The organism is Natronogracilivirga saccharolytica, from assembly GCF_017921895.1.
Lineage (GTDB): Bacteria > Bacteroidota > Rhodothermia > Balneolales > Natronogracilivirgulaceae > Natronogracilivirga > Natronogracilivirga saccharolytica.
In genome coordinates this window covers 332,980-347,824 of sequence record NZ_JAFIDN010000002.1, presented here as the reverse complement: position 1 = coordinate 347,824, position 14,845 = coordinate 332,980, and the positions used below count along the sequence as shown (strand labels likewise).

Here is a 14,845-nt window from a genome sequence, read left to right as displayed (position 1 = left end):
TTCCGCTGAAGTGAATCAAAGAGAAAGCAAATCAAACCGCATTTCCATTGAGCGGGATATAAGTTCGCATTCCCTGCGATTCAAGCGCAGCCTGAACCAGGTGCGCGTGTCCCGCACCCTGATGCAGTTGTTCTGGACCGCCGGCCCGGTGACCGGACTGGGGCTGATCGGCGGCTATTACATTGGTTTCGGTCAGTTTCCCGACCTTAATCTGCTGATTTATTTCATCAGCTTCACGGTGCTTTCCGGACTGATCGGTTTGATTGCCCGTATATTCTACAATATAACCCGTGGTCATCTTGAGGAGCAGGGGGAGCGGGATGTGCTCGATGTCACAGACAAACTGGGAGATCTGATCCTTGCAGCCCGTGATATGAACGTACAGGCTTATGAAGGAGACGCACGCAAGCGTGAAGCGGCCCTGCAGCTGCTGAGGCGGGTTGACCTGACATCCTACGGCGTGACCATTGCATTTAGTGATCTCACCGGCAGACGGGAGATCGGTGATATCATGGGTCAGATCTATACCTACAGGCGCATCGGACTCTACTCCCGGGTCAGGGAGTTGTATGCCCGATACCGGGAACAGATAAGGCAGATCGAACAGGAACTCGAAGATGACGCCCCTGAAGCCGCCAAAGAACTGCATGACTGGTTTACCGGCCTGACCTTCGGCTCTTCTCGGTTCGGGATAGCCAGAGAGCCGCACTTCCTTCAGCGTATCATGTCCTCCATCGAAAACAACAATCCCCGGCTGATGACTTTCCGCGATGTCGAGGAGATGATCATTCTGGCCTATGAACTGATCAGCGGAAGGGAAATCCCCATGCTTGTTTTCCAGTACTCCGGAAGATGGAAATATGCCCGTGCGCTGGATGAACTGGAGCAAAAACGCAGTGAATACCGGGTATATCAGGCCCGCGGAGGCAACCGGATCCGGGCTCTTTCGGCTTTTCTGATCGAATCGGGCTATGCCACCGTTGAGGATTTGCCGGAAGGCCTGACCATCCATCAGCTTATTGACCATGTCACCCGGATGATGGACCAGCTTGCCGGAGAGCTCCGGCGATCAGCAATGGATCCCAATACATCTAAAGATGAACTGCAGCGCCTGGTACGTATTATGAAAACCGGGCTGGAGCTTTACAGCATGGCGCACCGGGCCTATAACGAGACCGGCAGACGTCATGCCAGCATGATCGAAGCTTCCCGGAAATGGGAGGAGATAACCTCGCAGGCGTACGGTGATCCCGCAAGTCTGCGACTGGGTTCGGGGCGAAGGGGTATCCGCATAAAAGAGGATATGATCTTTCTGGATGATGATGAAAGGCTTGAGGTTTGCCGGCATCTGGCCTGGTACTTTGAGCGGCTGGATGTGCACAAAACCGGCTTTGCCTTTGCATCAGCCAATAACGAAACACTTTTCCCGGATGATTTGGATCATGAAACCGGCACGTATACCTCCGGAGCGATGGCCGCGCGCCGGCTGGCGATTGAGATTGCCCTCGCCCTTGAACCGCACATTAAACTCTCCAGACCCGAAGTGCAGCGAAATATAAACGCTACCAAAGCAATTTACCTTGGTGAACTGGCTCCGGACATGAATGCCGTAAGGAAGGCCGAACTGGGCAAACGGATGGCAAAAGATGCCGACAACCGCCTGGGGTATGCCGCTGAACAGATGGCAGAGACACTGGTCCGGTTATATGATGTGGAGCTGGGAGAAGATCAACGGGACTTCCTGCACTACACATATGGCGCACGTACAGAAGTACTGGAACTGCTCGACATGCGGGAAAAAATGACCGAACATCCGGTCAGCTATCTGAGTGAACGCCCTCCCGCTGTTGATCCTGTAAAACAGGAATGGATTCGCGCTCAGCGGATTGCCCGTAAAAGAATGGCAGATCTGAACCCGCAGGTGTCACGTAACCGGTAGCAGGGAACGCTTAATGCTGCAATTTTGTGTATCCTTTTTTAATCTCGGAATCCGTTATTATTTCTGTATCTGCAGTATCTGCTAACATTGGGATTTATTACCGCTCTCTATGCTGAAACGCGTTCGCATATCGAAACGCCTGTTGAAACTGCTTGCCTTTGCGGCAGGTTTGTTGTTCCTGTATTTGCTGGGGTCCCTGGTCTTTTTCAATGCCACACCAAAGGAATTTCGTGTAACCGAACCGGTAATAACATCCTATTCCGTCAGTGATCCCCAGTTCCGGCGGGACAGCGGGCGGCTGACCGGACGTGACTGGGTAAACGGCAATCACATTGAGGTTCTGGATCGCGGCAAGGATATCTTTGATGCGATGATCCGTGACATTGGTGAGGCCGGGTGCTGTATCACCAAGGAGACCTACAATTTCAGAGGCGATGAGGTGGCCACCCGGTTTGCCGCGGAACTTGCTTCCGCATCACGCCGCGGGGTCGATATTCATTTCCTGATGGATTTCATCGGCTCCGTTGCCGCAACACGGGCACAGCTGGACACACTGCAGCAAGCCGGAGTCGACCTCGAGCGATGGCGCGAACCTGCATGGTATCATCTGTCCCGGTTCAATCACCGTACTCACCGGAAAATTATGGTTCTGGATGGCCGTGTTGCCTACACCGGCGGCGTCAATACAGCCGACAGCTGGCTTCCCGACCCGGTGGACGGCGGGTATCGGGACTACCACTTCCGGATCAGCGGTCCGGTCGTCAGAGAAATACAGGGCGCTTTTTCTGAAAACTGGGTGTCTGCCCGCGGCGAGCTGCTCCTTGGTGAACAATATTATCCGAATTCCGACTCCGTCGGTACCGCTGCCATGCAGGTAGTCAGCAGCCGGCCCAGGGAAGGTGAAAAACGAATGCGGAAAATGCTTTTGCACGCCATCGCTTCGGCTGAAAACTCCATCCGTATCAGCTCCGCTTACTTTTTCCCGGACCGTTTCTTTCTGGATGCCATTCGTGATGCCTCCCGCCGCGGAGTAGACGTCACTATCCTTACGCCCGGTGAACACATTGACCAGAAATACATCCGGCATGCTGCCCATACGCTTTATACCGGTCTGATCGAAGACGGTGTGGCCATTTACGAGTTCAAGCCGTCAATGTATCATGCAAAAATGCTGATTATCGATGATTATTTTGTGTCTGTTGGCTCGACGAACTTTGACAACCGCTCGTTCCGGATCAATGATGAAATGAACGTCAACGCACTGGATTCCACTTTTGCCAGAGAAATGGTGCAGCATTATGAGCGGGATCTGGCACAATCCGAACGACTCACTCTGGAAGATCTCAGCAACAGGCCACTGCGGCACAAAACATGGGGATGGATTGTCCGCGGCACCATCGGAGCCTATCTGTGATTAACTGATGTGAATGCCGCGACTGTGGCTTCAATCTTGCCGGACATCGAAGCTTATCTTTGATTCAGCAGTTGCCGCAACTTCATATTCTCAGACCGGGAAGTCATCATCAGACAACCGGTTTTTAATTCCCTGCAACAGCTTCAGTTTTTGCTTCGACCGGATACTCCTGTTTCTTTCCCATGTAGCGGAAAAACACAAGTGTAATCAATGCAGCACCAAGGTCTGCAAGCGGAAACGCGTACCATATGCCATTGATTCCAAAAACAAGCGGCAGCATCAGAACGAGCGGAATCAGCAATATGCCCTGTTTTGCAAGTGCCAGCACCAGTGCCGGACGTGCTTTTCCAATGGCCTGAAAATAGGCACTGCCGATCAGATTGATGCCTATGAGCGGAATGCCGAGAAAAACCCAGCGAAGGGCGGGGGTTGTTTGCTCAATAAGCTCCTGGTTGTTGGTAAAAATGGAGACGATATGAGGAGCCATTGTCATAATGATGGTGAATATGCCCAGTGATATAAGCACGGCTGATGTTATGGCCATACGGGTCAGCCGGCGTACTCTTTTCATGAGCCGGGCACCGTAGTTATATCCGCAAATGGGGACAAATCCCTGCGTGATGCCAATTACGGGGAAGTTTGCAAACATCAGCAGCCGGTTTATGATCCCGTATATGGACAGCCCCATTTCTCCGCCATAGATAAACAGCGAGTTGTTCAGAACCAGCGACAGTAACGTGATGGTACCCTGGCGGGCGAATGAGACGGCCCCCAGTGATGACACTTCACGAACGATAGTTGGATCCGGACGCAAATACTCTGCCCGCAGCTTCATCCGGGACTTTCCCCTGAGAAAAAACCAGGTGGCGAAAACGGCACTGCACATGTAGGACAATGTAGTTGCCCAGGCAGCCCCGGCAAGACCCATGTCCAGATATACAATCAGAATCGGATCGAGTATGATGTTGACAACAGCGGGGATCATGATGATCAGCATCGCAGTGCGCGGGTGTCCCTCTGCGCGGATTACATTATTGCTCATCATCGCCCACGCCAGAAAGGGAACACCCAGCAGGATGATCCCGAAGTACGTGCGGGCAAACTCGGCAACGTCACCACGGCCGCCAAACAAGCTGAGAATGGAATCCATAAACAGAAACCCGGCAGCCATGAAGACCACTGAAAGGGTAAATGTCATCCCCATCTGATTGCCGAAAGTGTGATATGCTTTCTCGTCATCACCGGCGCCGAATGCACGGGATATGACCGATGCGCCACCGATGCCTATTGCCATGCCGATGCTGGCTATCAGGAATGAGATTGGCAGTACCACGGTGATTGCTCCTATGCCGAGCGATCCGACCCAGAGTCCGACAAACAATGTATCTACGATACCATAGATTGACATCACCAGGATTCCGGCTGATGCCGGTACCGCCTGTTTGCGAAGCAGCTGACCAAGGGGCTGCGTGCCGAAAGCGTCCCTCTTATCGTCGCTCAAACTTCCTCCGTGCTTGCCCGGTAAAACAGGATGCCATAAGAATATATCGTTTCGTTAATGACCTGTCGTTAATAACCTGCCGTCCGGTTTGTTTGAGCAGCTGCCGATCTCATTGCTGAGAATCGGGCTGTTTCCTTAACAGTGTGAACTATCATTAGTGATGGAGTATGAAACAGTTGCCGGCCTGACAAGATTCCGTTGCTCATCTTCAAACGAAAAGCTTGTCCTCTTCTTGTATCCGGACATGACACTACGGCATTGAAATGCTGACGAAGTGCTAAAATATAAAGCCCCGGCATCTGCATGATACCGGGGCTTTTTAACATAGTCTTGAGTAATAGTTACTTCTCCTGATTTTCGGGTTGCATACCGCAACATTAATCAGTTTTCCAAGACGTCAGGTTGGTCACCTTTATTTCTGTGGGTTGGTCACCCGCTGTTTCACATTCTGCTCTTCAGTAATTACGCTGCATCTGTACAGCGCTTTTTAAATTCTGGAGGTAATCTAAAACCGTCGCCCTCAGTCTCCAAATTAGAATACCTTAAGCGAATTGGACCGACAGCGGGTTGCCAGAGCGCTGTTCTGATAAAGTCACATTATTTCGCTTCAAAATCGCCGTTTTGCCCGGCTCAATGTTACAGCGGTCTAATAATTGCCGTCGGTCATTAAGAGTATTTAATATTACCATGCATTATCCGGCCCTTGTTATGCTAAAAGTTCACTCTTTTTTAATCATGTTCCGGTTCCGGAATTCCAATCTCTTCCTGCCTTGCAGAAGATAAGGAGACAGCTATTGCATATACTTATATATTTATATATATTTTATAATACAAATTAACCAACAACAAGCAACTACATATAAAAATGATTAAAAATACAGCATTATTTACATTTTCAGGTGCTCTGTTCGCACTGATTTTCTCCGGTATCTTCGCCTTCAGCTCCACCGATGATCACATCCTGATGGAAGACCGTTCCCGTTTTGACTTCGACACAACCATCGAACAGATTGAAAAGAAAGTGGATGATGCCGGATGGGGTATCGTCAACGTACACGACATGAAATCCACTCTGGCCGGTCACGGTCATGACGTTCAGAATATTCAGATACTGGAACTGTGTTCATCACACTATGCTGCCCGGATCCTTGAGCTCGACGACGAACGGATCATCTCACCCCTGATGCCGTGCCGCATTGCCGTCTACGAAAAAAGCAACGGCAACACTTACATATCCCGGATGGACAATGAGGCAATTGCCCGTTCCTTCAGCGGTGTCATAGAGGATGTCATGGCCAGGGCTACAAGTGAAATAGAGGACATTATTACAGAAGTTATCGAATAATGTTGATGTTTAATCTCAGCAGCATCGGTATCTGCTGAATGGTATTTCACAGAGATTTCACACAAAATCGTATTTTGAAAGCAGATACAACAACCCGACACACCGAGGTTATCTGTCATGATACGTACGATACTGAAGTCTTCTGTGCCTGCCATAATCCCGGTGATGCTGTCTGCTTTCGCCTTTTCCGGTTCCCTGTCAGCCAGTCCGGGTAATGCAACAGCCGAAACAGATCGCATCGACACGCTTTTTCACAAATTTCTTGACATCGAAATCACCGCAACAAAAACAGCCCGCCCGGCACGCAGTGTGCCGGCGAGGGTTGATGTGCTGTCGTCACGTGACTGGGATCTGACACCCGCCCGGGGCCTCGATGACAAGCTCCGTACCGTTTCCGGTGTCAATGTCAACAGTTCCATGGGTATGTTTACCATGCGCCCGCGCGTCAGCATACGCGGCATCTCCGCCGATGAGCAAAGCCGCACACTGGTGCTGCTGGACGGCATGCCGGTAAACACCTCGGATTCCGGAGGAGTCAACTGGAACAGCATCAGTACCCGGACCATCGAGCAGGTCGAGGTGTTCAAAGGCCCCGGTTCGTCTCTTTACGGAAGCAATGCCATGAGCGGTGTGATCAACATTGTCACAAGAACTCCGGAGGAGCCGCTTGCCGCATCCGCCGCTGTATCGTACGGAACGTTCAACACCTCTAAAAGCAGCCTCACGCTTTCCGGACGCCCATCCGATTCGTTCGATTTCCGCATCAGCGGTTTCTTCAATTACAGTGACGGCTACAACACCACCCCGGACTCCCTTCGGTCCGAACCGGGCTACGAATACAGTGTCCCCCGATTCCTGCGGGAAGGCGGCGTTCAGGGACGGGCCACCTACCGGGCCGGTAGTCTTCTTGAACTGGATGCCGGGCTGGATATTTACCGCGACAAGCGTGGCGAGGGCACGGAAATTCAGGCTCCGGACGGAATGCATCGCAATTTTGACATGACACGCATGAGGCTGCAGGCCAGGGGAGAGCGCGCCGATCTCGGCTACCGGCTCAACGTATTTTTCCAGCGTGAGGACTATTTCCGGATCAGCGAGCGCATGCGCGGCGATAACTATGAGCGGTTTGATGTCGACTCGGACCGGGATGACATGGGCCTGACGCTCGATCTGTTCCATCAGACCGGAACGATCCCGTCGCTTACCGGGAACGCAAATCATGAACTCACGGCAGGATTCGATGTCCGGCGCGGCTCTATTGACGGCGGAGATTTTTATCAGACCTCGCCTGACCAGGTCGTCAACCGGGGAACCATGCGATTTCTGGCCGGATACGTGCAGGACGAAATTTCCATGCGCGACGAAACGATGCACTTGCAGCTCGGACTCCGGTACGATCACGTCAGCTTTTACGACGGATATTTTTGGGCGGATGGTGATGAGGTCAGCGATTTTGCCGGTTGGAACGGCGAGCTGGATGAGCACACCTGGTCCACGTTCAGTCCCCGCATTGCTATTCGCTTTTCACCACAACCGAATGCTTCTTCTTATTTGTCATACGGAAGGGGATTCCGCGCCTCGGTACTGGATGACCTGACCCGAACCGGCTGGAGCCGTGTCGGTCCGAAAATTGCCAATCCCCGCCTCGGACCCGAGACCGTCGATACCTGGGAAACCGGCGGCGAATGGCGCCCCCACTGGCGCTGGCAGCTGGCGCCTTCGCTGTTCTACTCCTATGGCCGTGATTTTCTCTATTACGTCGCCACAGGTGACCGGTTATGGGAAAACGGTCCGATGATTCATCAGCGCCAGAATGTCTCCGCAGTGCAGGTTGCCGGAGCCGAATTCGACGTTAACTGGATTGCCGGGGAGCGCCTGCATCTGAGTGCCAACTACGGCTACAATCACACGCGTATCCTGTCCTTTCCCGAGCGCGAAGACCTTGAAGGCAACAGGCTGACCTATTCGCCCGAACATCAGATCAAAGGCCGCCTCCAGTGGCGGGGCGCCCCTGCAAAGTTCGGACTTTCCGCCCTGTACAAAAGCCGGCAGTACACATCCGATGACAACACGGCATCACTTGACAGCTATGTTACATTTGATCTGATGGTGGCCCGCGATATCGGTTACGGAGTTTCGGCGTCACTGGAGGTTCTTGATATCGCTGATAACCGCCGCATGGAAACAACCGAGGACATGTCTCCGGGCCGCATGCTGAACCTGACGCTAAGTTATGACTGGCCGCAATAGCAAAAACAACGGAAGATTTCTGGAAATGACGGCCGCCATTGCGCTCCTGCTCACATTCCTTTTTGTGACATCGACCTGCAAAAACGGTGGGCGCGACGGCGGCAGTTCTTCTGAACCCGCAAGGGACGTCACAGATGCCCGGGAAGATACCTCCATAACCGTTCGCGACATGGCCGGTCGTGAAATCACATTCGACCGTACGCCCGAACGCATCATCGGCCTGCGCGCAGGTGCGCTGCGTTTGATTACCTGGCTGAATGCATCTGATATGGTTGCCGGGATTGAAGAGCCGGAACGCAATGCCGACCGGCCCTATCTGTTCGCCCATCCCGAACTGCGCGAACGTCCGGTCATTGGTCCGCTGATGGGAGGAGATGCCGAGCTGCTGGTTGCAGCCCGCCCGGATGTTATCTTCATGACATTCGCCACTTCAGGACAGGCGGATGAGCTGCAAAATCAAACCGGCATCCCGGTCGTGGTCTTGGATTACGGCGATTTTGCCGAACGCCGCGGCGTGCTTCTGGAGTCGCTGGAACTTATGGGGCGCGTGCTTGGCAGGGAGGAGCGTGCCGAAGAACTTACCCGCTTCATCCGCTCATCCATCCGCGATCTGAAAGACCGCACCGGAGATGTAAACTCCGGTGAACGTCCGCGCGCCTATGTCGGCGGCATATCCTATCGCGGTGCACAGGGCATCAATGCCACCGAGCCTCATTATCCGCCGTTCCGGTTTGCCGGAATCGACAATGTCGCCGCAGATCTCGATGAACAGCTTATCAATCCCATAGACGGCACATTCATAGACAAGGAACAGCTTCTGATGTGGAATCCGGATGTGCTGTTTGTCGATTTATCGAGCTGGCAGGTGGTACAGCCGGAAATCCGGTCCGGCACACCGCTGTATAACGGCCTCTCCGCTATCGGGGAGGGCCGCGTTTACGGTCTGCTGCCCTACAACAACTACGCCGCAAACTACGAGCACATGCTCATCAACGCCTGGTATGCCGGCAAACAACTATACCCCGGGCGGTTCGACGATATTGACATGGCCGATAAAGCGGACTCCGTTTACAAAGCTTTTTTGGGACGGGGGGTGTATGACCAGGTGTCCGGAACCATGAACGGCGGGCTTCGCAGTCTGTCCGGTGAACTGTGAGTTTCCCCGATGGCTGTCTGCACCATCCTGCTGCAGGAGGCTTCTTTCAGGCGAATTGCCGGATCCGGCCGACACTCAACCGAACATAACATGGATCCCACCCAAACGGGTTCGCACAGAAAAATCCGCAGCTCTTTAGAAGTTAAGGGGGAATTTACGGACGAGGCAAGATTGTGTTCACACAGAAAAATCCGCAGCTCTTTACCCTGTTTATTTGAAACAGAAACAATAGCAGCCTACCTTCCGGCATGAACCAGGTCATCCGCCAATATCATCATCATATCCGCAAGCGACTGCTGTTTCTGGCATTGATCTTCCTGGCGACACTGCTTGTCGCTGTCTATGCCATGTCCAGCGGTGCTGCGGGACTGTCATGGCGCGATGTGATCCTGGCCGTAACCGGACGCGGTGATACCGTCACGGAACAGATTGTTATACATATCCGGCTTCCGAGGGTGCTGGCAGCACTGCTTGGCGGACTCGCACTATCGGTTTCAGGAGCTGTGATGCAGAGCCTGCTGCGAAACCCGCTGGCCTCACCCTACACGCTCGGGATATCGGGCGCCGCCGCTTTCGGAGCCGCTTTCGGCATCGTCTTCCTGGGTTCCGGACACATTGCCGGCGGTGACGGAGAAGCAGCCATTCGTCTTTTTTCGGTATTTCAGGATCGCTACGCGGTGATGGGTTCGGCGTTTATATGGAGTCTGGCAGGTACCGGTCTGATCCTGGCCATTGCCAGATTCCGCGGGATTACCCCGGAAATCCTGATCCTGGCCGGCATCGCAATCGGATCGCTGTTCAGCGCCGGATTATCGGCCCTGCAGTACATCGCCACGGATATCGAACTCGCCGCTATCGTTTTCTGGATGTTCGGCGACCTGGGTCGTGCCGGCTGGACCGACATCGGCATGCTTGCGCTGATCCTCACGCCCATAATGGTTTTCTTCATGTTTATGACCTGGAATTACAAGGCGCTGCAATCCGGGGACGAATATGCACGCAGTGTTGGCGTAAATCCGGACCGTATCCGGCTGAGCGGAATGCTTGCCGCTTCCCTGGCCACAGCTGTTGTGGTCAGCTATTACGGGATAATTGCGTTTGTAGGACTGGTGGTTCCGCACATTGTCCGGCGTATAATCGGCGGGGACGAATCGTTTCTCATTCCGGCCACCGCAGTTTTCGGAGGCATGTTTTTGCTGCTTTCCGATACGGTGGCACGCACCCTTTTCTCCCCGGTCATCCTGCCCGTCGGCATTCTGACATCGTTCATTGGCGCACCGCTGTTCCTGTTTCTGCTGATCAGGGGGGTCGGACGGGGTTACTGGACCTGACACGCACGCATCAACCCGACATTGCCGCTTTACCGTGACTCTCATACATTATCACACATGCGCATCACACTTGAACATATCACGTTTCAATACGAGAAAGGGATACCGGTACTGCAGGATATTGCCACGAACTTTGAAGACGGCGAATTTGCGGCGCTGGTGGGCCCGAACGGCTCCGGAAAAAGTACACTGATAAAGTGTCTTAACGGAATTCAGGTACCGCAAAAGGGAAGTGTCATACTCGGCGATCGCACACTGCAGGATATCCGTCCCCGTGAACGGGCCGGGATGATCGCCTATGTTCCGCAAACAGAGCAAAAAATGGTACCGGCACGGGTTTTTGATGCGGTGCTTCTCGGGCGCAAACCTCACATCCACTGGAAACCCGGTCAGCACGATCTGCAGGTAACCTCCCGCATTCTGCACGACTTGAACCTTGAACATATTGCCGATCGCGACATCACCAAACTGAGTGGCGGACAGCAGCAGCGGGTTTTCATCGCACGAGCACTGGCTCAGGAACCCAAAATCCTTCTGCTTGATGAACCCACAGCCAACCTCGACCTCAGATACCAGATGGAGGTGCTGGAGCTTCTGGAGTCACTGGCCCGGAGCGGTATAACCATCATCATGGCGATTCACGATATTAATACCGCCGCAATGTACAGCTCCCGGATTCTCATGATGAAAGAGGGGCGCCTTTTTGCCGATGGCGGACCGGATATAATTACCGAAAACAACATCCGGAAACTGTACGGAGTGCAGGTGCAGGTGCGTCGTGATGACAAATACATCTGGGTTCTGCCCCGGCGGGAGATACCTGCTTCACAGCACTCAAACCATACCAATAATTAACATGCCGGACATAGCGTCAGACAACTCTTGCCAGTACTTGCTGATAAGCGGGCGGGCCGCAAAAACTCCCAAAGCACATCACAACTTTAACAGATGAATGTTTCTGCGCAAACCGGTGAACAAGAAGCAGGACCGGAGCACCCTGTAAAAAGAAGTACCTTTCTGAAGGATGTCCTTATCTGCTCGCTGGGTGCCTACGGCGGGCCTGAAGCGCATTACAGTGTTTTTCTTGATCAGCTGGTAGCCAGGAAAAAATACCTGACCGAAAACGAACTGGTAGAACTTATAGCACTATGCAGCATACTGCCGGGTCCGACCAGTACACAGACCATAATCGCCGTCGGGCACAAAACCGGAGGACCCCTGCTCGCTTTCCTGACAATGCTTGTCTGGGCTTTGCCGGTACTCACTGCAATGACCGCACTTTCCTTTCTTTATCAGTTTCTCGCAGCCCGGGAGATTTCTGATGACATCCTGCGATTCATCGGACCGATGGCCGTTGGATTTATCATTGTTGCAACCTTCCGGATTGGAAAAAAGGTTGTTAACGACACCACCACGGCTCTGCTCCTGTTATTTGGTGCCGCAACAACATGGTTCCTCCGCGATCCCTGGATATTTCCCGTCGTGCTGATCACAGGCGGGCTGATCAGTATTCTTGTTTCCCGGGAATCGGACATCTGGAACCGTGTGCGGCTCAATCCACCATGGAGATACTTTATTATATTTGCAGCAGTGGCTTTTTGCGCTCTGATTGTGGCCGGAGTATCCGATAACCGGATTGTTCAGCTTTTCGAGCATTTTTACCGGTACGGATATCTTGTCTTCGGCGGCGGACAGGTTGTCATTCCCCTGATACATTCCGAACTGGTTCAAATTCGGGAATACCTGTCCAACGAAGAGTTTCTGACCGGTTATGGTCTGGTTCAGGGACTGCCCGGACCGATGTTCAGTTTTGCCGCTTATGCCGGTGGCATGGCGGCTCGTGACGGAACAGCCTTGTTGCAGATCGGGGGAGCCATGGCCGGTGGTATCGGTATCTTCCTGCCGGGTTTGCTTCTGATCTATTTTGTTTATCCCGTATGGGAACAGCTCAAGCAAATTCATGCTATCCGTATTTCTTTGAAAGGGATCAATGCCGTTGCCGGGGGACTCATTGCTTCAGCGGCAATTATCCTGATGCAGGCCAGTGGCTTCCAACCGGAAAACATTATTGCCGTTGTTATCTCTGTCATACTGCTCGCATCCGGCAAGATTCCGGCACCGCTGATTGTCGTTGCAGCACTGGTTGCCGGGGTTTTTGTGTGAGTACATAAACTTTTAAGCAGAAGGCTCTCCCCAAAAATTCAGCAACTCATCATAAAACCGGAAAATTCGTCCGGGACTGCTGACTTGCACCGGGATATTTCTGATATTTCACAAAAGATCCGCATCAGATTACATGCCAGCCATGAACACAACTTCCTGCACTTTTACTCCCGTCGGTGTCATCCGGAATGAGGCAACCGATGTTGACAGGGCTTATGAATACAAGCACAAAACCAGCCGAATCATCCTGAATGACGAAATGACCGCAGGTCTGCACGGACTGGAGCAGCATCAATACATTGACATCATTTTTTTCTTTCATCAATCCCGCAGCCGGGAACCTGACGGCGCGTTTGCCAGCCGGTCGCCCGTCCGTCCCAATCCTATCGGCATCACCACAGTACAGCTGGAACGCCGTGAGGGCAACACTCTTTATGTTACCGGTCTCGATGCAGTTGACAATACACCGGTGCTGGACATCAAGGCGCCTGACACCTCTCTGCTGGATGCTGCCGGACCGGTTCACGAGTCCATCCGGAAGAAACAGCCACGCCGGGCGATCCGCAAACAGATCATGGCCAATGACACCCGGTCACTGCTCATGACTGCTGCAGCCATGCACGGACATTACTGTCCCGGGCTGGCCATGGGAGTTATGGCGGCCACACATGCCATGCGTCATCTGCGCGATGAAAACGGGCCGGAATCCGACGGGCTGGAAGACCTGCTCGCCATCGTCGAAACCAATAATTGTTTTGCCGATGGTGTACAGATAGTTACCGGATGTTCTCTCGGAAACAACGGACTCATTTTCCGGGATGTCGGCAAAACCGCCTTTACGCTGGCTGACCGAAGCGGCAATGGCCTGCGGATCATCTCGCGGCCGGAGTCCCGCGATTACATCCGGTCTTCCTTTCCCGGATTCGAGGAGCTCTATGAGCAGGTGATTAAAAATAAGGATCGTTCTGAAGAAGCAGTTGCGGCCTACAAGCAAAGTGGCACAGAACGCTCCTTCGGCACCCTGGAACTTGATTTTGACACGTTGTTTGATACGAAAAGGGTAACCGTGACGGTGCCGGATTATGCACCGTCGCATCACAGCGAAAAGTGCCATCACTGTGGTGAAGATGTCATGGCGACCCGTACCGTCCGTGTACCAGCGAATGCCGGATCAGGGGGTTCTGAATCAAAACCGGAGACATCCGCAGGAACACCATCCGCCGCAGCCCCGCAACCGGTAAATTCTCACAACAACGCTGCCATTCTTTGCTTTGACTGCGCCCGTGTTCGTCCCGGAACGCTGGACGGCGGCGGCATCCGTCTGGAAAACCAAACATGAGGTGTCTGCATGCATGAGCTCTCCATTGCGATAAATATCGTTGATATTGCCACTTTGGAAGTCCGGAAGGCCGGTGCAGAGCGGGTTACAGATCTGCAGATTGACGTGGGGGCGCTGTCGGGCGTTGTAGTGGATGCCCTTGAGTTTGCATTGCAGGAAGCAGTCCGCAATTCGGTGGCAGAGCAGGCCAGGATTTCGATCCGGGAGATCCCCGCGCGCGGATCGTGCCGCACGTGCGGCAGGGAGTACCCGGTATCCGACTATATAGATTTGTGTCCGGAGTGCCCGTCGGCTTCTCTGGAAATCATACAGGGCAAGGAGCTGCGTGTTGCATCACTGAGCGTGGTCTGAGCTGCTTTAAAGCTGTTTTAAACGGACGTTATGCACACTGATTCGTTGCACTCAAT

General features: G+C 53.1%; 11 protein-coding genes. 10 read left to right on the top strand and 1 reads right to left on the bottom strand.

All coding sequences use genetic code 11. The features are described 5' to 3' along the window. The first annotated feature begins 10 nt into the window (after window positions 1-10). Together NATSA_RS03730 and NATSA_RS03725 are read left to right on the top strand one after the other, a co-directional pair. The gene (locus tag NATSA_RS03730; RefSeq protein ID WP_210510517.1) at window positions 11-1,939 is read left to right on the top strand and encodes a hypothetical protein; all 1,929 of its coding nucleotides are present in this window, start codon (window positions 11-13) and stop codon (window positions 1,937-1,939) included. Window positions 1,940-2,048: 109 nt separating this feature from the next. Then, window positions 2,049-3,353 (top strand): phospholipase D-like domain-containing protein, encoded by a 1,305-nt coding sequence (locus tag NATSA_RS03725; RefSeq protein WP_210510515.1) that lies wholly within the window; start codon window positions 2,049-2,051, stop codon window positions 3,351-3,353. 124 nt (window positions 3,354-3,477) lie between these two features. Here NATSA_RS03725 and NATSA_RS03720 read toward each other — a convergent pair whose 3' ends face one another. Then, the gene (locus NATSA_RS03720; protein ID WP_210510513.1) at window positions 3,478-4,854 is read right to left on the bottom strand and encodes an MATE family efflux transporter; all 1,377 of its coding nucleotides are present in this window, start codon (window positions 4,852-4,854) and stop codon (window positions 3,478-3,480) included. Window positions 4,855-5,719: 865 nt separating this feature from the next. Between NATSA_RS03720 and NATSA_RS03715 the strand changes: the two genes are divergently transcribed. The 8 genes from NATSA_RS03715 (at window position 5,720) to hypA (ending at window position 14,789) form a co-directional block, all read left to right on the top strand. Beyond that, complete coding sequence (locus NATSA_RS03715) at window positions 5,720-6,199, top strand: DUF302 domain-containing protein (RefSeq protein ID WP_210510511.1); 480 nt, start codon at window positions 5,720-5,722, stop codon at window positions 6,197-6,199. A 117-nt stretch (window positions 6,200-6,316) separates the two neighbouring features. After that, window positions 6,317-8,449 (top strand): TonB-dependent receptor plug domain-containing protein, encoded by a 2,133-nt coding sequence (locus tag NATSA_RS03710; protein ID WP_210510509.1) that lies wholly within the window; start codon window positions 6,317-6,319, stop codon window positions 8,447-8,449. Continuing rightward, window positions 8,433-9,605: an iron ABC transporter substrate-binding protein gene (locus NATSA_RS03705; protein WP_210510508.1), complete on the top strand. Its 1,173-nt coding sequence runs from the start codon at window positions 8,433-8,435 to the stop codon at window positions 9,603-9,605. Before NATSA_RS03710 ends, NATSA_RS03705 begins: the two co-directional genes overlap by 17 nt. Window positions 9,606-9,853: 248 nt before the next feature. Next, window positions 9,854-10,936 carry a FecCD family ABC transporter permease gene (locus tag NATSA_RS03700; RefSeq protein WP_210510506.1) on the top strand — a complete coding sequence of 361 codons (1,083 nt, stop codon included), beginning with the start codon at window positions 9,854-9,856 and terminating at the stop codon, window positions 10,934-10,936. 57 nt (window positions 10,937-10,993) lie between these two features. Then, on the top strand, window positions 10,994-11,791 hold the full coding sequence (locus tag NATSA_RS03695) for an ABC transporter ATP-binding protein (RefSeq protein WP_210510504.1): 798 nt from the start codon (window positions 10,994-10,996) through the stop codon (window positions 11,789-11,791). 93 nt (window positions 11,792-11,884) lie between these two features. Next, window positions 11,885-13,099, top strand: coding sequence for a chromate efflux transporter (gene chrA / locus NATSA_RS03690; RefSeq protein ID WP_210510502.1), 1,215 nt, complete (start codon window positions 11,885-11,887; stop codon window positions 13,097-13,099). Between the two features lie 142 nt (window positions 13,100-13,241). Further along, the gene (locus NATSA_RS03685) at window positions 13,242-14,438 is read left to right on the top strand and encodes a TrmO family methyltransferase domain-containing protein (protein ID WP_210510501.1); all 1,197 of its coding nucleotides are present in this window, start codon (window positions 13,242-13,244) and stop codon (window positions 14,436-14,438) included. Window positions 14,439-14,447: 9 nt separating this feature from the next. Beyond that, window positions 14,448-14,789, top strand: coding sequence for a hydrogenase maturation nickel metallochaperone HypA (gene hypA / locus NATSA_RS03680; protein ID WP_210510499.1), 342 nt, complete (start codon window positions 14,448-14,450; stop codon window positions 14,787-14,789). Window positions 14,790-14,845 lie beyond the last annotated feature (56 nt).